The following is a 23780-nucleotide window of genomic DNA, read 5'->3' as shown; positions in this document are numbered from 1 at the left end:
CTGAGATTTAAGAGGTATTTATGTCTGATTCCGGTCTGCTCATTCGCGTCTGCGGCAAAGTCCAGGGCGTCGGTTTCCGACCTTTTATCTGGCAACTGGCCGACCGTCTGCAGCTCCGGGGGGAAGTGTGTAATGACAGCGCGGGTGTGGAAATCAGGCTGCTTCAGCCGGTCAATCTCGAACTTTTTATTGAACAATTACAGCGCGACTGCCCGCCGCTGGCGCGCATCGACAGCATCAGCTTCAATCCTTTCGACTGGCAGACGCTTCCGCAAAATTTCACTATCGCTGACAGCCGTCACAGCCGGATGGATACGCAGGTGGTGCCCGACGCGGCGACCTGCCCGGAATGCCTGAAAGACATCACCCGCCCGGGTGATCGTCGTTTCGGCTACGCCTTCACCAACTGCACACATTGCGGCCCGCGTTTTACACTGATCCGCGCCATGCCTTATGACCGCCCTTCCACCAGCATGGCGGAATTTACATTGTGTCCGCACTGTCAGCAGGAATATCAGAACCCCGCCGACCGGCGGTTTCACGCACAGCCGGTCGCCTGCCCGCAGTGCGGGCCGCAGGTCAGCGCGACGTTGCAAAATGGCGACATGCTGGCGCAAGGAGATGCGGCGCTGGAATACGCGGTTGCGGCATTACGCGCGGGTAAAATCGTCGCTATTAAAGGGCTGGGAGGCTTTCATCTGGCCTGCGATGCCACGCAGCAAAACGCGGTGATGCGGCTGCGCGAACGTAAACAGCGTCCGTCAAAACCACTGGCGGTGATGCTGCCGGACATCGGCTGGCTGGCAGAATGCAGCGATGAAAGCCCGCCATTTGCGCTGCGCGAAATGCTGGAGTCACCGGCCGCGCCCATCGTACTGGCAACGAAAAGCGCGATGTCGCCGCTGTGCGCGGCAATCGCGCCGGAACTGGACGAAGTCGGACTGATGCTGCCGTTTACCCCGCTGCATCATTTGCTGATGCAGGCAGTGGATACCCCGCTGGTGATGACCTCCGGAAATGCGAACGGTTGTGCCCCCGTGCTGACTAATGCGGCTGCGCTGTTGCAACTCGATGGCATTGCAGACATGTGGCTGTTGCATAACCGCGATATCGTCCAGCGCGCCGATGATTCGCTGCTGCGTGTGACGCCGCACGGTACTGAAATGCTGCGCCGCGCACGCGGCTATGTGCCCGATGCTTTTACGTTGCCTGACGGATTCGATGCCCAGCCGTCGCTGCTGGCACTGGGCGGTGACCTCAAAAATACCTTCTGTCTGGTGCGCGGTGATCAGGCGATTCTCAGCGCACATTTCGGGTCACTCAACCGCAGCGATATTGCCGGACAGCAGCAGCAGGCGATTGAACATTTTCAGCACCTTTATGACTGTATGCCGCTGGCGGTGGCCCGTGATGCACATCCGGCGTATATCAGTCATGTGCAGGCGGAAAGTCACGGTGTACGCATGATTGATGTTCTTCATCATCACGCCCATATCACCGCGTGTCTGGCGGAACATCACTGGCCGCTGGATGGCAGCAAGGTCATCGGGCTGGCGCTTGACGGGCTGGGTTATGGTATTGCTGACGATAAAACCGGTGCCCTGTGGGGCGGTGAGTGTTTACAGGTGGATTATCTGCACTGTGAACATTTAGGCGGATTGCCTGCCGTTGCGCTGCCGGGTGGCGACCGGGCCGCGCGGGAACCGTGGCGGAATTTGCTGGCGCAGTGGCAGGCGTTTGTGCCGGACTGGCAGACACGCCCGGAGGCAAAGGTGTTGCAGGCATATCCGTGGTTGCCGCTCTCCAGAGCCATCACCGCCGGGATTAATGCCCCGCTGGCGTCTTCCTGCGGGCGCTTGTTTGATGCCGTCGCTGCCGCACTCGGCTGTACGCCTGCGCAACTGAGCTGGGAAGGCGAAGCGGCATGCCGTCTGGAAGCGCTGGCACAACGTGCACAGGGTATTTCGCATCCGGTCACGATGCCACTGCGGCATACGCCGTCGGGCACTTTTCTGGATTTAGCGACGTTCTGGCAGCAATGGCTCGGCTGGAATGCCACGCCTGCCGCACGGGCTTTCGCTTTTCACGACGCGCTGGCGCAAGGCTTTGCCGCCCTCGCCTGCTACCACGCGGTGAGAACCGGCACCCGCACTGTCGCACTGGGTGGCGGCGTGCTGCATAACCGCCTGCTGCGCCAGCTTTTACATCATTATTTAGCCCCCCTTCGCGTGCTGATGCCGCAAAACGTGCCCGCCGGAGACGGCGGGCTGGCTTTGGGTCAGGCCGTTATCGCCTGCGCCCGTCTGCAATTTTCTTCTGGTTTTAACAACAAGGACTCCCATGATTAACCGTGATTTTTTTCACACGCACCGTCGTGCTTTCTGGCTGCTGATCGGGCTGCTGGCAATCAATTTACTGACCTGGGGCTGGGCACTGGTGGTGTTTCGCCACAATGCGGCGCTGGTGGCGGCGGCCTTGCTGGCTTACGGTTACGGGCTGCGTCATGCCGTCGATGCCGATCATATTGCAGCTATCGATAACGTTACCCGCAAGCTGATGCAACAGGGTCAGCGTCCGGTGGCCGTCGGGGCATTTTTCTCCCTCGGACATTCCAGCATTGTGGTACTGGCCTGCGTGGCGATCGCTGCAACGTCACTGATGTTTGGCAACAAAATTGGCTGGTTGCACGATTATGGCAGCACTATCGGCACGATGGTTTCCGCACTGTTTTTACTGATGATGGCCCTGCTGAATGCGCTGATCCTGCGCGATGTTTACCGCCGTTTTCAGAAGATCAAACAGGGCAAAAGCTTTCCGGACGCCGGAGAAACCCACGCGATGCAGGGGGGTGTGATGAGCCGGTTATTCAGCTTTGCGTTTAATCTGGTGAATAAAAGCTGGCAGATGTATCTGGTGGGATTTTTGTTCGGGCTGGGTTTTGATACCGCCACGGAAATTGGCCTGTTGGGGATTTCCGCTGCGGGGGCCTCTTCCGGCATGTCCGTATGGAGCATTCTGGTATTTCCGGCGTTGTTCGCCAGCGGCATGGCACTGGTCGATTCGCTGGATAACTTTGTCATGGTCGGCGCTTACGGCTGGGCGTTCGATAAACCGGTGCGAAAACTCTATTACAACATGACGATTACAGCCACCAGCGTGATGATCGCTCTGTTTATCGGCGGCCTGGAAGCACTCGGACTGATGGCCGATAAACTGGATTTACACGGCGGAATATGGGCGGTTGTCGAACGCCTGAATGAGAATATGGGCAGCGTAGGCTATGCAGCCGTGGCGATTTTCGTCGTGTTCTGGGGCATCTCTGTCCTTAATTATCGCCGCAAAGGCTATGACAATCTGGCGGTGTGATCCGCCCGGTATCAGGCGTCATTCGGCAAGGTAAGCTGCTTTTCCAGACGCAGTTTGTCGCCGTCCGTAATGGTTATCATAATTTGTGTTTTCCCGCCGGGCTGAACGGCAAAACGCATCTGTCCCAGAGGCTGTGGCTGATTGGCGGAAAGATTCACATTGTGGCTCTGGCGGCTGGTGCTGGTGCCTGCGGTGCTTTCCTGCAACACAGAAACCGCCACCTGACAGGAACAGGCTTTGGTGAGACTGACCATCGGGGTAATAACATAATTCTGCGCCTCGTTGTGCGTATCAAACCAAAGCTGGTTGGACATCACGGCGGCGATCAGCAGTAAGTGCATAGCGTTTATCCTCAGGGTTCCGTCGAAAAAAAACAGGGCTAGTGCCCTGTTCTGCTTTACTCCTCCCCTTCGCAGGGGAGGGAACACTAATCAGTTTTGTGACGCGTAGGCCAGGTTCGCGGTACCGACCTGAGTAATGCTGGTCAGAGAACCATTGGCACCTTGTGAAGCCTGGGCATAGTTGCCTGAACCGTTCTGGGACACGAGCACTTTGCTGCCGTTAGCGCTCTGAGAAACGTTAGCGCCGTTGTATTCACCTTTTTGTACCACACTGATCAGGCTGCCATCACCGGTCTGAGTCGTCCCGGCGCTATTTCTGTAGCCATCCTGACTGATTGCGGTCAGCGATTTTTGTGCGCCAGATTGAGTGGCATTCGCCAGGTTTGCCGTGCCCTGCTGGTAAATCTGAATTTCAGAATTCCACTGAGTGGCTGTGAATGTCGGCACAGTTGATGAAGGTGGATTATGACCGTGGTCAGAGCCACCCCCGCCATGACCAGGACTGGTTGCAAATGCACTGCCACTGACGACTAAAGCGGAGACTGCCACAATTTTCCAAAGTTTCATGATGCTACCCCATTGGTTTAATATCGGATGTTTGGTGTGTTAATGCTGTGTCACTCTAATCGCCATTCCTGACGAATTTTGCACGACGCCGCTGCTCTGGTTCGTACCATTCTGGCGAATTTCCGTCACACTCCGGCCTTTTTGCAGAATGTATGCGGTATTGCCAAAATTCTGTTGCGTAATGGATGCATCCCCGCCACCGGTTTGCGATACGTAGGCGAAATTATCACTGCCGCTTTGGGATATATCCGCGTTATTTCCATTACCTCGCTGATTCACCAGCGCAGTATTCTCTGACCCGGACTGACGGATAACGCCGGAATTTCCAGAACCCGTCTGATAAGTGGTGGCCAGATTGTTATTACCGTTCTGATAAATCACTGACGAATTCCCCGATGAATTCCTTGCGCCAGCAAAAATCTGATCCGGCACCTCAGAATTCATTTCCGGATAGGCCATATCAAATTGCTGTGCATGAATGCCCCAGGAGGTTGAAAGTAACGCCAGGGTCAATAAAGTCTTTTTCATTTCGTCACCCTGTATATACCGGCACCACACTTTGCTTACCGGCTAATTGCTGCTGACGAATTGATTATGGTGTTTGCTCAAAATAAGGAACTCACCCGCTCGTCGTATTTTAATTTCAGACGTCATCAAAAAGCATGAGGCGGTATTTATCATACGGATTGACCAGCGCGTCTCAGTAAAAGGTCAGCACGGCTAATCAACCCATGGCATTAATCCTAAAGTTACAGAGCAAACCGTTTTAAATAATCACACAAATGCAACTATTCTTAATTCTCTCTGAAACTAAAACAGCCCTAAAAGAGATCCCCCGCACATTTCCACCCCTTAACAGTCGCTTAAAAATGCCTTCCCGCTGCCTTGCGGCGCGGTTTAACAGGGCATAAAGAAGCCTGCAGATGTGCTCACCTAAGTAAAATCAATACGAAAAGATAAACCAGTTTGAGTTATTTAAGGCGAAATACGCAGCCGGCTGGTGTTTGAGCCCCCTTAATTCGCAGCGCTATCTGACAAATATGCTGTCTTAACAAGGCCAAACGTTAAGATAGTGTAAATTTATTACTTAAGCCCTCTTTAATAGGGCGGAATTTAATTTCCCGGAATACATAAGGAAAGCTTTATACATTTTCAGTTACATTTTGAAACATAAATAAGCCTTGCGTAAGGTAAACCAAAAGCTAAATTGAGTCAGTACCGCACATAAACCACCTGAAAATATTATGTGCCTCAGGTTGTGAATATTTGCTACTTTCAGATATGCACAGCAAACATACAGCTATAGATTTAGCAAAATAAAATCTCAGTCTATTCCGTGCCTTTTCAATATTCAGGCAGTGGCAGACTGTGGCTATAAAAATCAGGGCAGGGTTTCATTATGAGTAATGAAGCAGCAATCAATAATAATATTCTTTTATTAGTGACCAAACCATCATTACAAGCCAGTGCTTTATTGCAACAATTAAAACAGCAACTTTGTGTCAATACCCGGCTGCATAATATCCATAAATCACTTGAGGATCAGGCGCTTCAACAGGCATTAATTCTCTTCGATATGATGGAAGCCGATCGCCGGACAATTGAACTGTGGCAAACGGCTATTAACCGCTATCACGACAACGTGAAGTTATTATTATTAAACACACCTGATAATTATCATTTTCGGGAAATTGAAACCTGGCCGGGGATCAGCGCCGTTTTTTATCTCTCCACTGACGAAGAACATCTGGTGGAAGGGATCAGAAGCGTGATCCGCGGAGAATGTTACTTCTCTCAGGGCTTCGCCAGTTACCTGATCAATCAGTCCGGTGCTTTCCGTCATCTTCACTCAGAAGAAACCGGCCTGACCCATCGTGAAAAAGAGATCCTCAATAAGTTACGTGTGGGCGCCTCGAACACGGAAATCGCGCGTTTGCTGTTTATCAGCGAGAACACCGTCAAGACGCATCTCTATAATTTATTTAGAAAAATCTCGGTTAAAAACCGTACCCAGGCGGCGTCCTGGGCGAATGACAATCTCAAGCGCTGACATCATGACTATTTGCATAAAGGGCTTCTGGCTCTGGCTGGCGCTGTTATGCGCCACCTGCCTGCATGTTCAGGCTGCGGATATAAAAGACCCGGGGCTTATCACCGACAGAACCGTGACATCGGTCGGCCACGATTTTTACCGTGGCTTTACCGGCAAATGGGAACAGAACTACCCGGAAACCATCACCATTTCAGAAAGGCCCAGCGCCCGCTGGGGGAGCTGGATCACCATAAAAATAGGTCAGGACACCCTGTATCAGACTTTGCTGTTTCCCAACCGTCGCAATTTTAATAAGGACGTCGATACCGCCATTGCCGGTGTAACCGAAGCGTTATCACGGCGGCAATTAGACAAAGCGTTACTGGGCACCGGGGATCTCGCCCATGACGAATTTTAATGCACAGCCTCTTAAGGAGAGCATCGTGAATATTCCAGTCTCAGCTTCGCGTTCAGTCATGCTGCTGGCATTGCTGACGGCGTCCCCGGTTTCCTGGGGCGGCAATATGGTTTTCCAGTTCATCAACCCGAATTTCGGCGGCAACCCGAATAATGGCGCGTTCCTGCTCAACGAAGCTCAGGCGCAAAACTCCTATAAAGACCCCGATGCGTATGACTTCGGGTCCACCTCGACGTCTGCACTGGACAATTTCACCGCCTCGATTCAGTCACAATTGCTGGGCAGCCTGATGGGCAACGTCAATCAGGGAAAACCGGGGCGGCTGGTAACACAGGACTTTATCGTGGATATCCAGAATACCGACGGACAGCTGGTGATGAATGTCACTGACCGCAAGACCGGTAAAATTTCCACTATTCAGGTTCAGGGTTTGTCCGCCACCACCAACTGATTCCGACGATCAATAAAAACAGGAACGACATCATGCGCAGCTATTTATTACTCATCGCAGTTTTTGTGTTGAGCGGGTGCCTCACAGCAGCACCGAAAGAAGCCGCAAGACCGACATTATTGCCCCGGGCGCCAAGCTATACCGATCTGACGCATTTGCCTTCGCCGCAGGGCCGGATTTTTGTGTCGGTCTATAACATTCAGGATGAAACGGGGCAGTTCAAACCGTATCCGGCCAGTAACTTCTCGACCGCAGTGCCACAAAGCGCCACGGCGATGCTGGTATCGGCACTCAAAGATTCAAAATGGTTTATCCCGCTGGAACGTCAGGGGCTGCAAAACCTGCTGAACGAACGCAAAATTATCCGTGCCGCGCAGGAAAATGGCAGTGTCGCGATCAATAATCAGCGGCCACTTTCCTCGCTGGTGGCAGCGAATATTCTGATTGAAGGCTCGATAATCGGTTACGAAAGTAATGTGAAATCAGGGGGCGTGGGGGCGCGGTATTTCGGTATCGGTGCCAGTACGCAATACCAGCTGGACCAGATAGCCGTGAACCTGCGCGCTGTCGACGTCAATACCGGCGAGGTTTTATCTTCCGTAAATACCAGCAAAACGATTTTGTCGTATGAAGTGCAGGCCGGGGTGTTCCGCTTTATCGATTATCAGCGGTTGCTGGAAGGCGAACTGGGCTACACCACCAATGAGCCTGTGATGTTATGCCTGATGTCGGCGATTGAATCCGGCGTGATTTATCTGGTGAATGACGGTATCGAACGTAACCTGTGGCAGTTGCAGAACCCGTCGGAGATCAACTCACCCATTCTGCAACGCTATAAGAACAACATTGTCCCTGCCGAATCCTGATGAGAGGCAGTTGGCGAAGGGGAACCGTGGGTTGAAACGGTTTCCCTTCTTTTTTATCCGACAATCTCAGGTTTTGCTTTCCTCGCTTTTCATCACCTGCCGGTAATTATTCACCCGCTTTTTATCCTCAAGATTAAAGTCCGGATCGAGATAAATGCTCAGCCGTTTGATCAGCAAATCTTCAAAGACAAAGACAGTGCAGAAATGATGGCTGCCGACTTCGGACGTCGGCCAGCGGTCACCGTTTTGCATCACGCCGCGCATCTGCCCTTCCAGCACAATGGCATCTCCGTCACTCAGAAAGCGGAAAGCGTTCTGAATATGTTGGATCTTGTCGATTTCAAGCGCAAAGCGTTTACCCAGTTCCCCCAGTGAAGACTTTCCCTGCGCGGTGCCAAATTTTGGAAAAAACAGCACCACATCTTCAGCAAAGAGATCCAGTAAAGAGGCATCTGCCTGATCCAGTTTGGCGTAGAAATTCTTAACAATTTCAATGCGCTTTTCTTTCAGTTCGTGTTCTGCCATTTTCACCTCGAAATTCTCCATCCAGTCCATAAGCCTAGTGACTGCCGCTGATTTTGCCAGTTATGAAGGGTCGCTCACAAAACGCTGAGGCCGCTCAGGTGAAGAGTTTTCTGCACCGGAAGCCGGAACCCTCTACACTGGCATGCGTTTTTAACAACATGTCCTCTTACACTTTCGGAGAGTCACGGATGTCTCAGTTCAACAGAGCAGGTCGCGCGATGCCGCCTCTGCCCGTTCCCACCCGCTGGTTAATCCTTGCGATTTGCCTGTTGCAGGGGTTCCTGCTGTATTACTTCTTTTCAGATCACGCGGCCATCAGATATGCCGGGTTCTCTCATAATATTTACGGCCAGACTATGGCATTAACATTACCGGTGCTGATTTCTCTGTCAGTAGTACAGCCTGGTGATCGCCGGTTCTGGGGCGGAACGGGGTTACTCATCCTGTTACTGGCGGGCATGGCAGCCTGGGCGAAAAGCAATATCGCGGCAACGTCCGGGGACAGCGTGATGGTGCCGTTTAACCTGTCGCTGACGCTGCTGGTCTTTTTTGTTTTGCCGTGGCTACAGGTGCAGGCGTTCCCGGCAGAAAGCCGTTACCGTTACGCCAACCTTTCCGCCTGCTACAGCCAGAATACGCTGTGCGCCATGCTGACGTTGCTGATGATGCTGCTGGCCGTTGGCGTGATGGCATTATGTGCCGGGCTGTTCCGGGTGATCGGCATTGAATATTTCCATGAGCTGTTTTTCGATACGCCGCTGTTTATGCATCTGGTGTTCGGCCTGCTGCTGGGCATCAGTATCGTCACCTGCCGCACGCAACCGGCGCTGATGAATACCACCCGCAATATCATCCGTTTTATTCTCAAAGGCCTGCTGCCGCTGGTGGCGTTCGTTGCGCTGATTTTCCTGTTCGCCCTGCCGTTCACCGGCCTGACGGTGTTATCGCAAGCCTGGTCCGCAGCCAGTTTGCTGACCACCATGGCGCTCGGCATTCTGCTGCTGGTTAACGTGGTACGCGAAACCGATCACGCTGAAAAACCGTATCCGCGGGCGATCCGTTTGCTGGTGAATGCGGCGATTTTACTGCTGCCGGTGTATGCCGTGCTGGCGCTGTATTCCACCGGCCTGCGCGTTTCGCAATACGGCTGGACGCCGCAACGTCTGTGGGCGGTGCTGGTGATCAGCGTCACGCTGATCGCCGCCCTTTGCTACAGTTTTTCGGTGATCGATAAACGCCCGGACTGGCTGCCGCGTATTACCCAATTCAATAAGCCGTTGTCGCTGCTGGTGGTCATTCTGTTGATGGCGGCCAACAGCCCGCTGCTCGATCCTTACCGTATCAGCGTCAACAATCAGATTGCGCGACTCGACAGCGGCAAAACGCAGGCGAAGGATTTCGATCTGAAGATGCTGCGTTTCGATACCGGTCGCCGTGGCAACGAGGCGCTGACAGCGCTGCAACAACACCCCGCGTTTACTGCCGATCCGCGCCTGCAGGTCACACTGAAAAATATGATCGCGCAGACATCACGCTGGGGCGCTTACGATGATAAAGAGCATGCTGCACTGGCGGAAAATTATCGCGTGGAAGACGCTAAGAAGATGATTCAGCTTGCGAAAGGCGCGGTATCCCCCGACGACACCTGGTGGAAAAACCTGCCGCAGCTGGATGAATACCGCAACACACTGCGCGACTGTCACAGCCTGCAGGGCGCGTGTATCGTCAATACGCTGGATTTAAACAACGACCGGCAGAAAGAAGTTTTCCTCTGTAATACGCTGGATACGCCTTCCGTCAACTGCCGTATTTACGCCAGACAGGCCGGGAAATGGGCGCAAACGGGAGAACTTTATCTGTATGAAGAAAAGGATAACCCTGCGCTGATCACTGCCCTGCGCAACGGCGAGGTCAAACCGGTAACGCGTAAATGGGCTGACGTACAGATTGACGGTAAACGCCGGGTCATTCATTACAAACACGACGAAGAATAACCGCCTCCCCTTCACCGGCAGATTTCTGCCGGTGAATCCCGCTTTATTTTCTCGGCATCATGCGCAGTGCAGGCTGATCTGCGACAGCGAATAACGGGTTTTCATGAGTAATTTCCTCGCCGGAGGATAACGTGTGGAAAACAGGAATATTGCCCTGAGTATAGAAAGGAATTGCGCAGACTTTGTGGATATACCCGCAACAGGGATTAAACGCGGCAGACATTCACCTTTCCGCTCATAATGACAGGAAAAGTGAATAATTTGACCGGTGATGTTCCCTGTCTGTCCGCACCGCTCTTTATAATCAACGCACACTGAAATAGCATTGTCTGATGCGGAGTTTACGATGAAATTGATTAGCCAGAGTTTTGAGAACGGTGCACCTATCCCGGGTGAGTTTTCATTTGCCGTGAAAGATACCCAAAACCACATTGCACTTTCCGATAATAAGAACCCGCACCTGGCGTGGAGTGATGTGCCGGAAAATACCCGTTCGTTTGTGCTGGTGTGTGTGGATCCGCACGTACCAGGCCGCCCGGACGACGTGAATCAGGAAGGCAAAGTGGTGCCAGCTTCGCTGCCGCGCATCGATTTATTCCACTGGCTGCTGGTGGATATTCCGGCAGATGCTCGCGAAATCGCCGCAGGCAGTCACAGCAACAGCGTGACGCCGCACGGCAAACCCGCGCTGCCCGCCAGCGCCGGAATGCGTCATGGCATCAACGGCTATACCGCATGGTTTGGCGATGATGAAAACATGGGCGGCGACTATTACGGTTACGACGGCGCGTGCCCGCCGTGGAACGATGAACGGGTGCATGACTACGTATTTACGCTGTATGCGCTGGACATTGAAAAACTGGATTTGCAGGATAAATTCTTTGGCCCGGATGTGTTGCAGGCCATCGAAGGTCACGTTCTGGCGCAGGCCAGCCTGACCGGCACCTACACGTTAAATCCCAATCTGGATTAAAGTCCGCAGGCAGGAGAAACCATGCCCTCTGAGCAGCACAGTCACGCCGTGAGTCTTTTGCCAAATAAATTGCCGGTCAGTCATGACCGGCTTTTTTCACGGGCCGAGCCTTATTTGCAACAGCCTCATCAGGTGTCGAATTTTCGTTTTTTTGAGCCTTCGCTGCTGCGGGTGAATTCTGGTCAGCTGGTGCTGCGCCATGAAAACGGCACGTCGGTGCAGCTTGGGAATTCGGAACATCTGATCGTGGTGTCGCAGCATACGCTGGCGCACGTCAGTAAAACGCCGGACGCGGCAAACGGTTTTTTCTCGTCGCTGTATCTGGGGTTTTCACCTGCGCTGGTAGCGGAATTTTATCGCGATAACGCCCGGCTTCTGACTGCGCTGTCGCCGCTGAACGGGTTTGAAACTCTCCCGCTGGATGACGAATTACGCGATACGCTCGATTTTTGCCTGCGCGGGATCGGCAATCCGGCCAGTCATACAGTGCAGCGAAATCGTCTGACCGCCGTACTTATCGCGCTGGCAGAACGCCGCATATTGTTTATGCCGCGCGCCGCAGAACCGCTCGGTACACGTCTTACCGCCCTGCTGGCGGCCGCGCCGGAATTTGCCTGGACGGCCGCCAGCGCCAGCCAGCAACTGGCGATGAGCGAAGCCACGCTGAGAAGGCGTCTGGTGGAAGAGCAAATCAGTTTTCGCACGTTGTTGCAGGATATCCGCATGCATCATGCGATCACCCTGCTGCAAACCACGCGCTGGAATCTTTCGCAAATCGCGGATGCCTGCGGTTATCGGGCCAGCTCGCGTTTTTCCCTGCGCTTCAAAGAGCGTTTTGGCTGTTCGCCAGTCGATATTCGCTGAACAAACCGGCTGCATAAAAACAAAAAAGCCAGTCATCTGAATGACTGGCTTTCATTTATCGCTTTCAGCGCATCAGAATATTATTCGTTAACGGCCTGTTCCGGCTCCACAGGCGGTTCACCCGCCGTTTTTTTCGGTGGCAGCAAACCGTCTGCCCGGAACATCGCTTTGATGCCGCGCACCGCCTGGCGGATCCTGTCCTGATTCTCGATCAGGGCGAAACGCACATGGGTATCGCCGTAATCACCAAAACCAATGCCCGGCGACACACAAACTTTAGCGTCGGCCAGCAGACGTTTGGCGAATTCCAGTGACCCTAAATGCGCATATGCAGGCGGAATTTTTGCCCAGACATACATCGACGCTTTCGGATTTTCCACCATCCAGCCCGCTTCATGCAGCCCGCGTACCAGCACGTTACGGCGCTGGCGATATTGCTCGGCAATGTCTTTCACGCATTGCTGATCCCCTTCCAGCGCCGCGATGGCCGCCACCTGCAACGGCGTGAAGGTGCCGTAATCGTGATAACTTTTGATACGCGCCAGCGCGCTGACCAGTTCAGGATTACCGACCATAAAACCGATGCGCCAGCCCGCCATGTTGTAACTTTTCGACAGCGTGAAGAATTCCACCGCAATGTCTTTTGCACCCGGCACCTGCATGATTGACGGCGCTTTCCAGCCGTCGTATACGATGTCGGCATACGCCAGATCGTGGATCACCAGCACGTTGTATTGCTTAGCCAGTGCCACCACGCGCTCGAAGAAATCCAGCTCCACGCACTGCGCCGTCGGGTTGGACGGGAAGCCGAGGATCATCATTTTCGGCCGCGGAATGGTTTCGCGAATGGCTTTTTCCAGCTCGGCAAAGAAATCTACACCTTCAGCCAGCGGCACAGAACGCACCTGCGCACCGGCAATCACGGCACCATAAATGTGGATCGGATAACTTGGGTTGGGCACCAGAACGGTGTCGCCGTGATCGAGCGTCGCCAGCATCAGATGTGCCAGCCCTTCTTTCGAACCGATAGTGACGATAGCTTCACTTTCAGGGTCGATCTCTACCTGATAACGATCGGCATACCAGCGGGAAATCGCACGACGCAGACGCGGAATGCCGCGTGAGGTCGAGTAACCGTGCGTGTCTTCACGCTGCGCAACCTGCACCAGTTTTTCCACAATGTGCGGCGGTGTCGGGCCGTCGGGGTTACCCATACTAAAATCGATAATGTCTTCGCCACGATGGCGTGCGGCCATTTTCAGTTCAGCGGTAATGTTGAAAACATAAGGGGGAAGACGATCAATACGTGAAAAACGACGGGGTGAACTGGAATCAGCCATAATTTCCTCTGGGATACGTAAGCGCCCGGACCGTCCGAGCGACGCTGGCCGCGTAACGGCCTTCTACGAACATAACGCAGAGGAAAATGGCTGTCGAGATACTGCGCATTATTTTTTTACTGCGGACGCGGATCGCTCGCCAGCAGCCCCAGCAGCCAGTCGTTTTTCCACTCGTCGCCGATCCGGTAGCTGTCCCGTAAACGGCCTTCCATGAGGAATCCGCATTTTTCCAGCACACGGCGCGAAGCGTCGTTGCCTTCAAGCACGTTGGCCTGCAGACGGTGAAAACCACACTGGTCAAACGCAAAGTTCAGCACTTCGCGCAGGGATTCCACTGCATAACCTTTGCGCTGATGTTCAGGCGCCAGAATGAATCCGACTTCGCCCTGTTTATAGGGCCGCCAGTCCGGGAAAAATCCGGTCAGTCCCACCGCCGCGCCGGTGTCTTTTTCGCGGATCAGCAGGCACAGCCAGAAATCACTGTAGCGATCCCAGTGACCAAGACGTTGTTCAAAACGGCTATGAACCTGTGCGTGGGTTTCGATATCGCCGATAAAACGCATGACGTCCGGGGTCTGATACAGCCGCAAGAAAAATGCCCAGTCGTCAGCCTGGATGGGCTGCATGATCAGCCGCGGCGTGGATAACAAAATCATGTCGGAATGTGCTCCTGTGTCTGGCGATGGTGAAAGTCTGACCTTTTACATATAATAACCGCTGAATCCATTTGGCACGCTTATCTTTCAATCGTGCAAAGAGCCTAATCTGCCATGCCTCACATGTTCGATATGCTGCTGGCGGTCTTCGACCGTGCGGCGCTGATGCTCATCTGTCTGTTCTTCCTCACGCGAACCCCGCTGTTCCGCAAACTGCTGCACAAAGAAAATGAAACCCATACGCCGCTGGAACTGACTGCGGTCACCGCCATTTTCTCGCTGTTCGCCATTTTCGGTACGCTCTCAGGGATCAACGTCGAAGGCTCACTGATCAACGTGCGTACGATCGCGATCATGTCGGGCGGGATCCTGTTCGGGCCGTGGGTCGGGATCATTACCGGCCTGATTTCCGGCACGCACCGTTTCCTGATCGACATTCACGGACCAACGTCTGTTCCGTGCCTCATCACCAGTATTACCGCAGGTTTCCTTTCCGGTTATATCAATAAGAAAGTCAAAAAATCACTGCACTGGAAAGTCGGCATTCTGGGCGGCATGCTGTGCGAAACGCTGACCATGATCCTGATTTTACTGATGGCGCGACCGTTTTCGCTCGGGCTGGATATCGTCATGAACATCGCTGCACCGCTGATCCTCGGAGCCAGTTCCATCGGCCTGATTGTGTTGCTGGTGCAAAGTGTCGAGGATGAAAAAGAGGTGATTGCCGCACGGCAGGCGCGGCTGGCGCTGGATATTGCCAATAAAACGCTGCCGTACTTTCGCAATATAGATGGCCGTAACATAGAAGGCAGGAATATCAACGCCGAATCCCTGGCCAGTATCTGTAGCATTATTCGTGATGATATCGACGCCGATGCGGTGGCGATCACTGATACCAAAAACATTCTGGCGTACGTCGGCGTGGGTGCTGAAGAGTATAATATCGGCCATGAAACGCTGAGTGAGATGACCAAAGCGACGCTGGAAAGCGGTGAAATCACGGTCAGAAACAACGATGAAATGCACCGTACGCCGCAAATTCACTCGCTGATTATTATTCCGCTGTGGGAAAAAGGCGAAGTCACCGGCTCGCTGAAAATCTATTATTGCGACCCGCACCGCATCACTTATTCGCTGAAAGTGATGGCGATCGGGCTGTCGCAAATTATGTCGACGCAGATGGAAGTATCACGCACCGAACAGTTGCGCGAGATGGCCAATAAAGCCGAAATGCGGGCGTTGCAAAGCAAGATAAATCCCCATTTTCTGTTTAACGCGCTGAATGCGATTTCGTCGTCTATCCGCGCCCGCCCCGACGTGGCGCGCCAGCTCATCATCAACCTTTCCCGTTATCTGCGTTATAACCTGGAACTGAACGATGAACTGATCGACCTGCGCAAAGAACTTCATCAGGTACAGGATTACATCGCCATTGAGCAGGCGCGGTTCGGCAGCAAACTGACGGTGATTTATGACATTGATGACGACATTTCGGTGAAAATCCCTAGTCTGCTGATCCAGCCGCTGGTCGAAAACGCCATTGTGCACGGCATCCAGAAATGCAGCGGAAAAGGCGTGGTGGTGATTTCAGTGAAGCATCAGGCTGACGGTATCAGGGTGTCAGTAAAAGATACCGGCCACGGTATTAATCAGGAAACCATTGACCGTGTGGCACGCAATGAAATGCCCGGCAACAAAATCGGCCTGCTCAATGTGCATCACCGCGTTTCATTGCTGTATGGTCAGGGCCTGAGCATCCGCCGTCTTGAGCCAGGCACCGATATTTCGTTTGTTATTACCCACGCTCCTGCAAAAGTCACGCAAGCCCTTGAGAGCAAAATAGCCTGACTACAGGGACGCTTTTTCATTTTACCCGCCCGCCTTTCGGGCCATCGCACCGGGAGATAATTCAGTGAAAGCGATTATCGTCGAAGATGAAGTACCGGCTCAGGAAGAGCTGAGTTATCTGATTAATACCCACAGCAGCATCAGCATTGAAGCAATATTGGATGACGGGCTGGACGTGCTTAAATACCTGCAATCACATGAAGTGGACGCGATTTTTCTCGATATCAGCATCCCTTCCCTTGACGGCGTATTACTGGCGCAAAACATCAGTAAGTTTGCGCATAAACCTTATATCGTGTTTATCACCGCCTATAAGGAGCATGCCGCAGAAGCCTTTGAAATCGAGGCATTTGATTACATTCTTAAGCCTTATCACGAGTCACGCATTGTCACCATGCTGCAAAAGCTGGAGTCACATTTTCGCCGGGATAAAGAGCTGACAGTGAAGGAACCGGGCGATAAACCGGAAGGTGTTGCCCCCGTCGCGGGCAGCACCCCGCGTGTCAGTCACAGCATCAATCTGATCAAAGATGAGCGGATTATCGTTACCGATATCAACGATATTTATTACGCCGCCGCACAGGAAAAGGTCACGCAGGTATATACCCGCAAAGAAGAATTCACCATGCCGATGAACATCACCGAATTATGCAACCGCCTGCCGGAGGAGCATTTTTTCCGCTGTCATCGTTCGTACTGCGTGAATCTGTCGAAAATCCGCGAGATCGTGCCGTGGTTCAATAACACCTATATTTTGCGCTTAAGTGATTTAGATTTCGAGGTGCCGGTAAGTCGCAGCAAGGTGAAAGAATTCAGGCAGTTAATGCGGTTTTGATCGGGCTTTTGAAATAGAAAGCCCGATTCTTCCGCTAAGTCATTGGAGTTGCAGCAAGGCGGCAAGTGAGAAGATCCCGATGAGCTGACTGATGTCAGTGATTCGGGTCTTCGAGCGCAGCCAACACCGCTGCAACTTCAAGGACGAAGAGGAAGGCCGATAGACTGACGCAGGTACGCCCCGGCACCCACAAGCCCCGGCTGATCGTGCGTGATCAGGAACACCGGAATATCCATCAGGTAATCTTTGAAGCGGCCTTTGTCTTCAAACGCGGCACGAAAACCGGAAGCTTTGAAGAAGTCCAGGAAGCGCGGAACAATGCCGCCGGCAATGTACACGCCGCCGAAGGTCCCCATGTTCAGCGCCAGGTTGCCACCGAAACGCCCCATGATGACGCAGAACAGCGACAGTGCGCGGCGACAATCCAGATTTTCGTCTGCCAGCGCCAGTTCTGTCACATCTTTCGGTTTGAAGTTTTCCGGCACGCGGTTATCTGATTTAACAATGGCACGGTAGAGATTCACCAGCCCCGGACCGGAGAGAATACGCTCGGCAGAAACGTGCCCCATTTCGGTACGCAACTGCTCAAGAATGATGTCTTCTTCTTCGCTGTTTGGCGCGAAATCAACATGGCCGCCTTCGCCCGGCAGACTCAACCATTGGTTATTGGCATGAATTAAGTGTGCGACGCCCAGCCCCGTGCCAGCACCGTAAATCACTGCCGGTTTGCCGTCCTGCGCTTTTTTACCGCCGAACTGCAACAGGTCATCTTCTTTCAGCATCGGGATCGCCATCGAAACGGCGGTGAAGTCATTGATCACTTCCAGATGTTGCAGGCCAAGGTTTTTCTTCATTTCGGCAATGGAAAAGGCCCACGTATGGTTGGTCATGGCCACCCAGTCGCCAGTGATCGGGCAGGCGATGGCAATACATGCATCCTCAACATCCTGATGCTGCTGCGCGAGGTACTCACGCACCACGGCTTCGAGGCTGTCGTAATCCAGCCCGGAGAAAGTCTTAGACTGAGAAATATCGCCGCTGTCCAACGCGCAAAGCGCCAGGCGGCAGTTGGTGCCCCCGACATCGCCCACCAGGGAGTATTTGGTCATGTTATTCTCCGCAAAAGTAAATTCATTATGCTGCGCATTTGCGCCAAATTCGTGTGGGCAAAATAGCGGTAATTGCTATACGCTGCAACGCAGTTTTGAAGCAACCCACATTTATGCAGCATGCCACACAAAATAATGTCGACAGCCCGCAAACCGACTTTGCCGGGATTCATCTAAGCTATCAGAGCAAACAAAATTATAAATAAGGAAATACGTGCATGTTCCATCCCCGCACCAGAGTCATGTTAGCTTTTGCCCTGCCCGCGATCATTATTGGCGTGATGTCCAGCCTGGTTCTGGTATTCGTCATGATGATTTCTGGCGCGCTGCAAAATCTGCTGTGGGAGAACATTCCCGCCGTGCTGAATATCAATACACAATCCGCCAGCTGGACGCTGTTTATGCTGACACTGACCGGCATTGGCGTCGGCGCCATCATTAAGTATATGCCAGGCCACGCCGGGCCGGATCCTGCCACGGAATCTCTGATTGGCGCCCCGGTGGCAGTCAGCGCTTTACCTGGGCTGGCGCTGGCGCTGATGGTCGGACTGGCAGGCGGTGTCAGTCTGGGGCCGGAACATCCGATTACAGTGATTAATATCGCGCTGGTGGCGGCAATAGGATCCCGTTTATTGCCCGCAGTGCCAACGACGGACTGGGTGATCCTGGCGGCGGCCGGGACTATCGGCGCGTTGTTCGGCACGCCGGTGGCAGCCGCGCTGATTTTTTCGCAAACCCTCGGCACCAGCAAAGATGTGCAGTTATGGGATCGCCTTTTTGCGCCATTGCTCGCCGCGGGCGCTGGCGCCATCACCACCGATCAGTTTTTTCAGCCCGATTTTTCGCTCAGCATTCCGTCGTATGACGCCGCCAGCCTGATGGATATTTTCAGCGGGTCAGTCGTGGTGCTGATTGCCATCGCGCTGGGGATGATTGCCGTCTGGTTGTTCCCGCATGTTCACCGGATGTTTAACAATATTCAGAATCCGGTATTGCGCCTGGGTATTGGCGGGTTTGTGCTGGGTTTACTGGCGCTGACAGGCGGGGAAATTACCCTGTTTAAAGGGCTGGATGAAATGAAGGAACTGGCACATTCCAATGCGTTGTTTGAGATGGGGCCGTTGCTGGCGATCACCCTGACCAAACTGGCGGCGTTAGTGGTGGCGGCAGCCTGCGGTTTTCGTGGCGGACGCATTTTCCCGGCGGTGTTTGTCGGGGTATCGCTTGGCCTGATGTTGCATCAGTACGCACCGGATGTGCCGGCGGCGGTGACCGTTTCATGCGCCGTCATGGGCATGGTGCTGGTGGTGACACGCGACGGCTGGCTCAGCTTGTTTATGGCCGCAGCGGTGGTGCCGGGGCTGAAATTATTGCCGCTACTGTGCATCGTGATGCTGCCAGCCTGGCTGATGCTGGCAGGTAAACCGCTGATGCAGGTGGCAAAACAGCGGCTCAACCGGCCGGTCCCGGAAGAAGATTAATCCTGCTTTAGTGCAAACTCCGCCGCCGCCAGCGCATGAATGGCGGTGGTGTCAAAAACCGGCACGCTCGCGTCTTCAGCGCCCACCAGCAGGGTGATTTCGGTACATCCGAGAATAATGCCTTCCACGCCCTGCTGTTCTAATTTGCCAATAATCCGCCGGTATTCTGCGCGGGAATCCTCCTTAATCCTGCCCAGGCACAGCTCTTCATAAATAATGCGATGAACAATCGCGCGGTCAGCTTCATCCGGCGTCACCACGTCAATCTGATGTTTTTCCTGCAAACGTCCGCGATAGAAATCCTGTTCCATGGTGAAACGCGTGCCGAGCAGACCGATTTTATGCAGCCCCTGTCCGGTGATTTTGTCAGCCGTCGCATCGGCGATATGCAGCAGCGGCAGGCCGCCGATCCGCTCGATATTGTCTGCCACTTTATGCATGGTGTTGGTACACACAACGATGACCTCCGCCCCTGCACGCGCCAGTGAATTCGCGGCGTTACCAAGAATTTCACCTGCCTGCTGCCAGTCACCGGCCATTTGCAGCTTTTCGATTTCATAAAAATCGACGCTGTAGAGAAACAGTTTGGCAGAATGCAATCCACCCAGTTGCTGCTTCACATGCTCGTTAATCATGCGGTAATACGGCACGGTAGATTCCCAGCTCATGCCACCAATCAACCCTAACGTTTTCATTTGCACACCCTGTGTTTATGCGGATGGCAAAACCATAACCGACAAAAAGCCCGCGGACAAAGAAAATGTCGGCGGGCTTTTTTGTGCATTCAGCGATGCGGATTAATGTTTGGCCGGGCAATCCTCTGCGGCCAGACGGCGGTCCATCCAGCGCTGGCGCAACGTGTCGTAAACCCAGTTGTAGGCCACGGTATACGGCAGGAAGAACAGGAAGAACCCGACTTCCAGCATAAAGGCGTCCAGCAGCCCGATCCCCAGCCACAGTGCGGCAACCGGCAGACCAATCATAATAAATCCACCTTCGAACCCCAGCGCGTGCGCCACGCGGATTTTAAATGTCCGCACCACGCGGGAAACCGGCCAGAATTTGTCGAACAGGCTGTTATAAACGATGTTCCAGACCATCGCTGTCGTCGACAGCATGATCGCCAGCGCGCCCATTTCCCAGACCGGTTTGTTCAGCGCCCAGGCTGCTGCCGGTGCCGAAATCAGTACCGCGATTGTTTCAAAACCCACCGCGTGGAAAATGCGTTCGCCGAACGTTTTCTGAGAGATATTCCGTGTTTGCTTAGACATAAAAACCTGCCTGATTCCTGATCATTGTTACGTGACGGCTGTCACAGGCAGTCATTATCATCACTAAATGAGATAGTTAAAAGATAGAAAGTATCGATAAAATAGATAGATCAGAATCAGAAGGAGTACCTGATGCGCTATTCACCGGAAGCCCTGATGGCTTTTGTCGAAGCGGCCGATACCGGATCGTTTTCAGCAGCGGCGCGTAAACTGCGCAAGAGTCAGTCGAGTGTCAGTACGGCGATCGCCAATCTGGAAGTGGATTTAGGCGTAACACTGTTTGACCGCCAGAGTCGCCAGCCGGTGCTGACCCCAGCCGGACAACGCGTGCTCAGCCACGTTCAGGCGATTCTGGCGGCCAGCGAACGCCTCGATGAACTGGCGGTGCGTTTATCGACGCAGGTGGAAACTCGCCTGACGTTTGTGCTGTCTGACACTTACCAGCCGACTCACCACGAGGCGCTGCTGCGCCGGTTTGAACGCCGGTATCCGGATATCGAATTTGAATGTCAGATCGCCGAAGATCAGGATGTGATCGACCTGTTGCAGTCTGGCCGTGCCCATGTCGGCATGGTGGAAGTACAGGCGAGTTATCCGCCGGACATTGGTGTGGCGCGTTTACCGGAACAAACGGATATGTCGGTATTTTGCAGCCGTGAACATCCGCTGGCAAAAATCACCGATCTGCAACCGGAGCAGTTGCACACCTTCCGCCAGCTTTGCCTGCAGCCTTACAGCCGTCGTGAAATGCCGCGGGCGCGGGGTCAGATCTGGTCAGCGCCCAGTTATCTGATGTTGCTGGAAATGGCGGAACAGGGATTTGGCTGGGCGACACTGCCGCACTGGCTGGTGAAACAGTTCGGACATGACAAACTGGTCAGCCTGCCGATGCGCGGCTGGCCGAAGCAGATATCGGTGGATGCGGTCTGGAGTAAAAACAATCAGCCCGGTCCGGCGGGTTGGTGGTTCATCGACCAGCTGACTGCCCCGCCATCACCGGAAACTGATTTATTGCCCTGAGTTACGCTGCGCCAGCGATTTAGTCACTGAATTGAGCAGTTCAGGAATATCCATTTTTGGCAAAATGACTTCTATCCAGGCCATCTGCCGCCGTGCGGTGGCCTTTGCTATCGCTTCTTTCAGCGCCTGCGGCGAATCCGCCCGCGCACTGAAGACTTCTTTACCGCCGAAGGCCGCCGGGAACTGTGTCCAGTTCCACTGCGCGATGTCGTTGTAGCGCTGGGTTTCGCCGTGTATCGCCCGTTCGACGGTATAACCGTCATTGTTAATCACAAAAATAATCGGCGGCAGGCCATAACGGATGGCGGCACCTAATCCCTGCAAGGTGAGCTGTGCGGAGCCATCGCCAATCAGCAGCACGACACGGCGGTCCGGTACGGCAATCTGTACACCAAACGCGGCGGGCAGCGTGAAACCGATTGAGCCCCATAACGGCTGGACGACGAACTGGCAATCCTGCGGCAAATTCAGCGCCGCCGCGCCAAAACAGGCGGTGCCCTGCTCAGCGACCAGCACATCTCCCGGTTGCAGGAAATCCTGAATCTGTTGCCAGAAGGCATATTGCCCGAGGCTGTTATCGTGCGACAACGGCAATGCGTTGTGTTTAACAAGATAAGGCGTCCGGCCGGAAGCCAGTTCAGCGGTCAGGCGGTGCATCACGCTGACCGTTTTTTCGAGCGGCAGCTGATGGAAGATCTTATCGCCCACGCGGGCAAAAAAGGGCTGAAGGTCGATGCATTTTCCGGACGGAAGCTGCTGGGTAAAACCGGCGGTGATGGTGTCAGTAAATTTCACCCCGACCGTGATCACCACATCAGCCCCTTCAATCGCTTCTTTCGTTGACGGTGCGCTGGCGGCCCCCGAATAAGTGCCAGCAAAATGCGCCTGCTGCTCGTTGAATAAACCTTTACCCATCAGCAACGTTGAATGCGCCAGCGGCACTTCTTCCATCCACTGTTCCAGCGCCTTTTTAACCTTGAAGCGGTCTGCCAGAAAATCCGCCAGCAACGAAACACGGCTTGCGCCCCGCAACTGCTTTTCAGCGGCGGCAGTAAAAGCTTCCAGAGAAGAAGCCGAGAAAGGCGGCTGACGCGCAGGTAACGCATGCGCACGGGTACTGACCGGCAACGCGGCCACATCGCTGGGCAATAACAGGTAACCCGGCCGCGAGCTGTACATCACTTCTTCAATCACACGGTCGATTTCAGCCAGGGCATTTTCCGGTGTGAGGGAGGCCTGTGCCACGCTGACCGGAGCTGACATCCGCATGAAATGACAGAATTCGCCATCTCCCAGCGTGTGATGCAGCAGCTCACCTTTACGCTGAGACGTCAGTGCTGGCGCACCCACGATATGCACGACGGGCACATATTCCGCATAACTACCGGCAATGCCATTCAGTGCGCTCAGTTCGCCGACACCAAACGTCGTCAGCAACGCCGCAATACCTTTGGTACGGGCGTAACCATCTGCGCCATAGGCGGCATTTAATTCATTGGTACAGCCAACCCAGGTGATTTGCTGATGATTAATCACACTGTCGAGGAATTTCAGATTGTAATCGCCCGGCACGCCAAACAACTCGGAGATCCCGCTGAGTGATAAACGATCTAAGAGATAGTCACCTACTGTGTATTCATTAACCATGACGATCCTCTGTGAAAAATAAAGTAACCAGTTAATCCCACTAATATGAGTATTACTCCAAACCGGGGGACAGCACATTTATTATTCGAAATAAGGCATGGCAACGCAGAGTTACACCCCTGCACTGTGTTAATGCAGGGAAGCGGATTCAGCAGTAAAGGTAATAGGCAGGAAGA

General features: G+C 53.6%; 23 protein-coding genes. 13 read left to right on the top strand and 10 right to left on the bottom strand.

The genetic code is table 11. The features are described from left to right. Positions 1-20 precede the first annotated feature (20 nt). Both hypF and DXU84_RS03880 read left to right on the top strand, forming a co-directional pair. Entirely contained in the window at positions 21-2348 is a 2328-nt protein-coding gene (hypF, locus tag DXU84_RS03885; protein WP_153374872.1) for a carbamoyltransferase HypF, read from the top strand. Next, the gene (locus DXU84_RS03880) at positions 2341-3366 is read left to right on the top strand and encodes a HoxN/HupN/NixA family nickel/cobalt transporter (RefSeq protein WP_153374870.1); all 1026 of its coding nucleotides are present in this window, start codon (positions 2341-2343) and stop codon (positions 3364-3366) included. Before hypF ends, DXU84_RS03880 begins: the two co-directional genes overlap by 8 nt. Positions 3367-3377: 11 nt before the next feature. On the opposite strand, the gene csgC is transcribed toward DXU84_RS03880, so the two are convergent. From csgC to DXU84_RS03865, 3 genes are all read right to left on the bottom strand, one after another. Beyond that, on the bottom strand, positions 3378-3707 hold the full coding sequence (gene csgC, locus DXU84_RS03875) for a curli assembly chaperone CsgC (RefSeq protein WP_013574474.1): 330 nt from the start codon (positions 3705-3707) through the stop codon (positions 3378-3380). A gap of 90 nt (positions 3708-3797) precedes the next feature. Further along, positions 3798-4274 carry a curli major subunit CsgA gene (csgA, locus tag DXU84_RS03870; RefSeq protein ID WP_013574473.1) on the bottom strand — a complete coding sequence of 159 codons (477 nt, stop codon included), beginning with the start codon at positions 4272-4274 and terminating at the stop codon, positions 3798-3800. Between the two features lie 39 nt (positions 4275-4313). Beyond that, positions 4314-4802 (bottom strand): curlin, encoded by a 489-nt coding sequence (locus tag DXU84_RS03865; RefSeq protein ID WP_121019564.1) that lies wholly within the window; start codon positions 4800-4802, stop codon positions 4314-4316. 871 nt (positions 4803-5673) lie between these two features. Here DXU84_RS03865 and csgD point away from each other — a divergent pair. From csgD to csgG, 4 genes are read left to right on the top strand one after another with little or no spacing between them, the layout of a single operon-like run. Continuing rightward, positions 5674-6324 (top strand): biofilm master transcriptional regulator CsgD, encoded by a 651-nt coding sequence (csgD, locus tag DXU84_RS03860; RefSeq protein ID WP_013574471.1) that lies wholly within the window; start codon positions 5674-5676, stop codon positions 6322-6324. Next, a complete protein-coding gene (gene csgE, locus DXU84_RS03855; protein ID WP_013574470.1) occupies positions 6305-6724 on the top strand; it encodes a curli production assembly/transport protein CsgE in 420 nt (139 codons plus the stop codon). Before csgD ends, csgE begins: the two co-directional genes overlap by 20 nt. Before the next feature lie 58 nt (positions 6725-6782). After that, positions 6783-7175, top strand: a complete 393-nt coding sequence (gene csgF, locus DXU84_RS03850) for a curli production assembly/transport protein CsgF (protein WP_369794818.1) — start codon at positions 6783-6785, stop codon at positions 7173-7175. 32 nt (positions 7176-7207) lie between these two features. Continuing rightward, complete coding sequence (gene csgG, locus DXU84_RS03845; protein ID WP_013574468.1) at positions 7208-8041, top strand: curli production assembly/transport protein CsgG; 834 nt, start codon at positions 7208-7210, stop codon at positions 8039-8041. Between the two features lie 66 nt (positions 8042-8107). Here the strand turns inward: csgG and DXU84_RS03840 are convergent, their stop codons facing one another. Then, a complete protein-coding gene (locus tag DXU84_RS03840; protein ID WP_013574467.1) occupies positions 8108-8566 on the bottom strand; it encodes a nuclear transport factor 2 family protein in 459 nt (152 codons plus the stop codon). Between the two features lie 188 nt (positions 8567-8754). Here DXU84_RS03840 and DXU84_RS03835 point away from each other — a divergent pair, with 188 nt between their 5' ends. The 3 genes from DXU84_RS03835 to DXU84_RS03820 all read left to right on the top strand — a co-directional run bounded on the left by DXU84_RS03835 (position 8755) and on the right by DXU84_RS03820 (position 12397). Then, positions 8755-10560, top strand: a complete 1806-nt coding sequence (locus DXU84_RS03835) for a DUF4153 domain-containing protein (RefSeq protein ID WP_112151249.1) — start codon at positions 8755-8757, stop codon at positions 10558-10560. A 346-nt stretch (positions 10561-10906) separates the two neighbouring features. Then, positions 10907-11533, top strand: a complete 627-nt coding sequence (locus DXU84_RS03825; protein WP_013574464.1) for a YbhB/YbcL family Raf kinase inhibitor-like protein — start codon at positions 10907-10909, stop codon at positions 11531-11533. A gap of 21 nt (positions 11534-11554) precedes the next feature. Then, the gene (locus tag DXU84_RS03820; RefSeq protein WP_119261362.1) at positions 11555-12397 is read left to right on the top strand and encodes an AraC family transcriptional regulator; all 843 of its coding nucleotides are present in this window, start codon (positions 11555-11557) and stop codon (positions 12395-12397) included. Positions 12398-12477: 80 nt separating this feature from the next. On the opposite strand, the gene alaC is transcribed toward DXU84_RS03820, so the two are convergent. Then, a complete protein-coding gene (alaC, locus tag DXU84_RS03815; RefSeq protein ID WP_112151252.1) occupies positions 12478-13737 on the bottom strand; it encodes an alanine transaminase in 1260 nt (419 codons plus the stop codon). Between the two features lie 116 nt (positions 13738-13853). Further along, complete coding sequence (locus tag DXU84_RS03810) at positions 13854-14393, bottom strand: GNAT family N-acetyltransferase (protein WP_013574461.1); 540 nt, start codon at positions 14391-14393, stop codon at positions 13854-13856. A 114-nt stretch (positions 14394-14507) separates the two neighbouring features. Here DXU84_RS03810 and DXU84_RS03805 point away from each other — a divergent pair, with 114 nt between their 5' ends. Then, positions 14508-16241: a sensor histidine kinase gene (locus tag DXU84_RS03805; protein ID WP_013574460.1), complete on the top strand. Its 1734-nt coding sequence runs from the start codon at positions 14508-14510 to the stop codon at positions 16239-16241. A 64-nt stretch (positions 16242-16305) separates the two neighbouring features. Beyond that, the gene (locus DXU84_RS03800; protein ID WP_013574459.1) at positions 16306-17076 is read left to right on the top strand and encodes a LytTR family DNA-binding domain-containing protein; all 771 of its coding nucleotides are present in this window, start codon (positions 16306-16308) and stop codon (positions 17074-17076) included. Positions 17077-17213: 137 nt separating this feature from the next. On the opposite strand, the gene glk is transcribed toward DXU84_RS03800, so the two are convergent. Next, the gene (gene glk, locus DXU84_RS03795) at positions 17214-18185 is read right to left on the bottom strand and encodes a glucokinase (RefSeq protein WP_013574458.1); all 972 of its coding nucleotides are present in this window, start codon (positions 18183-18185) and stop codon (positions 17214-17216) included. 218 nt (positions 18186-18403) lie between these two features. On the opposite strand from glk, the gene DXU84_RS03790 reads away from it, so the two are divergent. Continuing rightward, positions 18404-19666, top strand: a complete 1263-nt coding sequence (locus DXU84_RS03790; protein WP_013574457.1) for an ion channel protein — start codon at positions 18404-18406, stop codon at positions 19664-19666. Here the strand turns inward: DXU84_RS03790 and DXU84_RS03785 are convergent. Both DXU84_RS03785 and DXU84_RS03780 read right to left on the bottom strand, forming a co-directional pair. Further along, positions 19663-20361, bottom strand: coding sequence for an aspartate/glutamate racemase family protein (locus DXU84_RS03785; protein WP_131638701.1), 699 nt, complete (start codon positions 20359-20361; stop codon positions 19663-19665). The two genes, DXU84_RS03790 and DXU84_RS03785, sit on opposite strands and share 4 nt — an antisense overlap. Positions 20362-20463: 102 nt before the next feature. Further along, positions 20464-20937, bottom strand: a complete 474-nt coding sequence (locus DXU84_RS03780; protein WP_013574455.1) for a multidrug/biocide efflux PACE transporter — start codon at positions 20935-20937, stop codon at positions 20464-20466. A 132-nt stretch (positions 20938-21069) separates the two neighbouring features. On the opposite strand from DXU84_RS03780, the gene DXU84_RS03775 reads away from it, so the two are divergent. Beyond that, a complete protein-coding gene (locus DXU84_RS03775) occupies positions 21070-21957 on the top strand; it encodes a LysR family transcriptional regulator (protein WP_013574454.1) in 888 nt (295 codons plus the stop codon). On the opposite strand, the gene DXU84_RS03770 is transcribed toward DXU84_RS03775, so the two are convergent. Next, positions 21946-23604, bottom strand: coding sequence for an alpha-keto acid decarboxylase family protein (locus DXU84_RS03770; protein ID WP_153374865.1), 1659 nt, complete (start codon positions 23602-23604; stop codon positions 21946-21948). The two genes, DXU84_RS03775 and DXU84_RS03770, sit on opposite strands and share 12 nt — an antisense overlap. Between the last annotated feature and the right edge of the window lie 176 nt (positions 23605-23780).

It is taken from the genome of Rahnella sp. RcJ3 (assembly GCF_009498575.1).
GTDB classification, from domain to species: domain Bacteria; phylum Pseudomonadota; class Gammaproteobacteria; order Enterobacterales; family Enterobacteriaceae; genus Rahnella; species Rahnella aceris.
This window is presented reverse-complemented; position numbering and strand designations above follow the sequence as displayed.

Bases quoted from the DNA above. Each gene is read 5' to 3' on its own strand.
- DXU84_RS03775 (WP_013574454.1), top strand. From the start codon at position 21,070: ATGCGCTATTCACCGGAAGCCCTGATGGCTTTTGTCGAAGCGGCCGAT.
- DXU84_RS03880 (WP_153374870.1), top strand. From the start codon at position 2,341: ATGATTAACCGTGATTTTTTTCACACGCACCGTCGTGCTTTCTGGCTG.
- DXU84_RS03810 (WP_013574461.1), bottom strand. From the start codon at position 14,393: ATGATTTTGTTATCCACGCCGCGGCTGATCATGCAGCCCATCCAGGCT.
- DXU84_RS03785 (WP_131638701.1), bottom strand. From the start codon at position 20,361: ATGAAAACGTTAGGGTTGATTGGTGGCATGAGCTGGGAATCTACCGTG.
- DXU84_RS03840 (WP_013574467.1), bottom strand. From the start codon at position 8,566: ATGGCAGAACACGAACTGAAAGAAAAGCGCATTGAAATTGTTAAGAAT.
- alaC (WP_112151252.1), bottom strand. From the start codon at position 13,737: ATGGCTGATTCCAGTTCACCCCGTCGTTTTTCACGTATTGATCGTCTT.
- DXU84_RS03835 (WP_112151249.1), top strand. From the start codon at position 8,755: ATGTCTCAGTTCAACAGAGCAGGTCGCGCGATGCCGCCTCTGCCCGTT.
- DXU84_RS03865 (WP_121019564.1), bottom strand. From the start codon at position 4,802: ATGAAAAAGACTTTATTGACCCTGGCGTTACTTTCAACCTCCTGGGGC.
- csgA (WP_013574473.1), bottom strand. From the start codon at position 4,274: ATGAAACTTTGGAAAATTGTGGCAGTCTCCGCTTTAGTCGTCAGTGGC.
- DXU84_RS03825 (WP_013574464.1), top strand. From the start codon at position 10,907: ATGAAATTGATTAGCCAGAGTTTTGAGAACGGTGCACCTATCCCGGGT.
- csgF (WP_369794818.1), top strand. From the start codon at position 6,783: ATGCTGCTGGCATTGCTGACGGCGTCCCCGGTTTCCTGGGGCGGCAAT.
- csgC (WP_013574474.1), bottom strand. From the start codon at position 3,707: ATGCACTTACTGCTGATCGCCGCCGTGATGTCCAACCAGCTTTGGTTT.
- csgD (WP_013574471.1), top strand. From the start codon at position 5,674: ATGAGTAATGAAGCAGCAATCAATAATAATATTCTTTTATTAGTGACC.
- DXU84_RS03780 (WP_013574455.1), bottom strand. From the start codon at position 20,937: ATGTCTAAGCAAACACGGAATATCTCTCAGAAAACGTTCGGCGAACGC.
- glk (WP_013574458.1), bottom strand. From the start codon at position 18,185: ATGACCAAATACTCCCTGGTGGGCGATGTCGGGGGCACCAACTGCCGC.
- csgE (WP_013574470.1), top strand. From the start codon at position 6,305: ATGACAATCTCAAGCGCTGACATCATGACTATTTGCATAAAGGGCTTC.
- DXU84_RS03805 (WP_013574460.1), top strand. From the start codon at position 14,508: ATGCCTCACATGTTCGATATGCTGCTGGCGGTCTTCGACCGTGCGGCG.
- DXU84_RS03820 (WP_119261362.1), top strand. From the start codon at position 11,555: ATGCCCTCTGAGCAGCACAGTCACGCCGTGAGTCTTTTGCCAAATAAA.
- DXU84_RS03770 (WP_153374865.1), bottom strand. From the start codon at position 23,604: ATGGTTAATGAATACACAGTAGGTGACTATCTCTTAGATCGTTTATCA.
- csgG (WP_013574468.1), top strand. From the start codon at position 7,208: ATGCGCAGCTATTTATTACTCATCGCAGTTTTTGTGTTGAGCGGGTGC.
- DXU84_RS03790 (WP_013574457.1), top strand. From the start codon at position 18,404: ATGTTCCATCCCCGCACCAGAGTCATGTTAGCTTTTGCCCTGCCCGCG.
- hypF (WP_153374872.1), top strand. From the start codon at position 21: ATGTCTGATTCCGGTCTGCTCATTCGCGTCTGCGGCAAAGTCCAGGGC.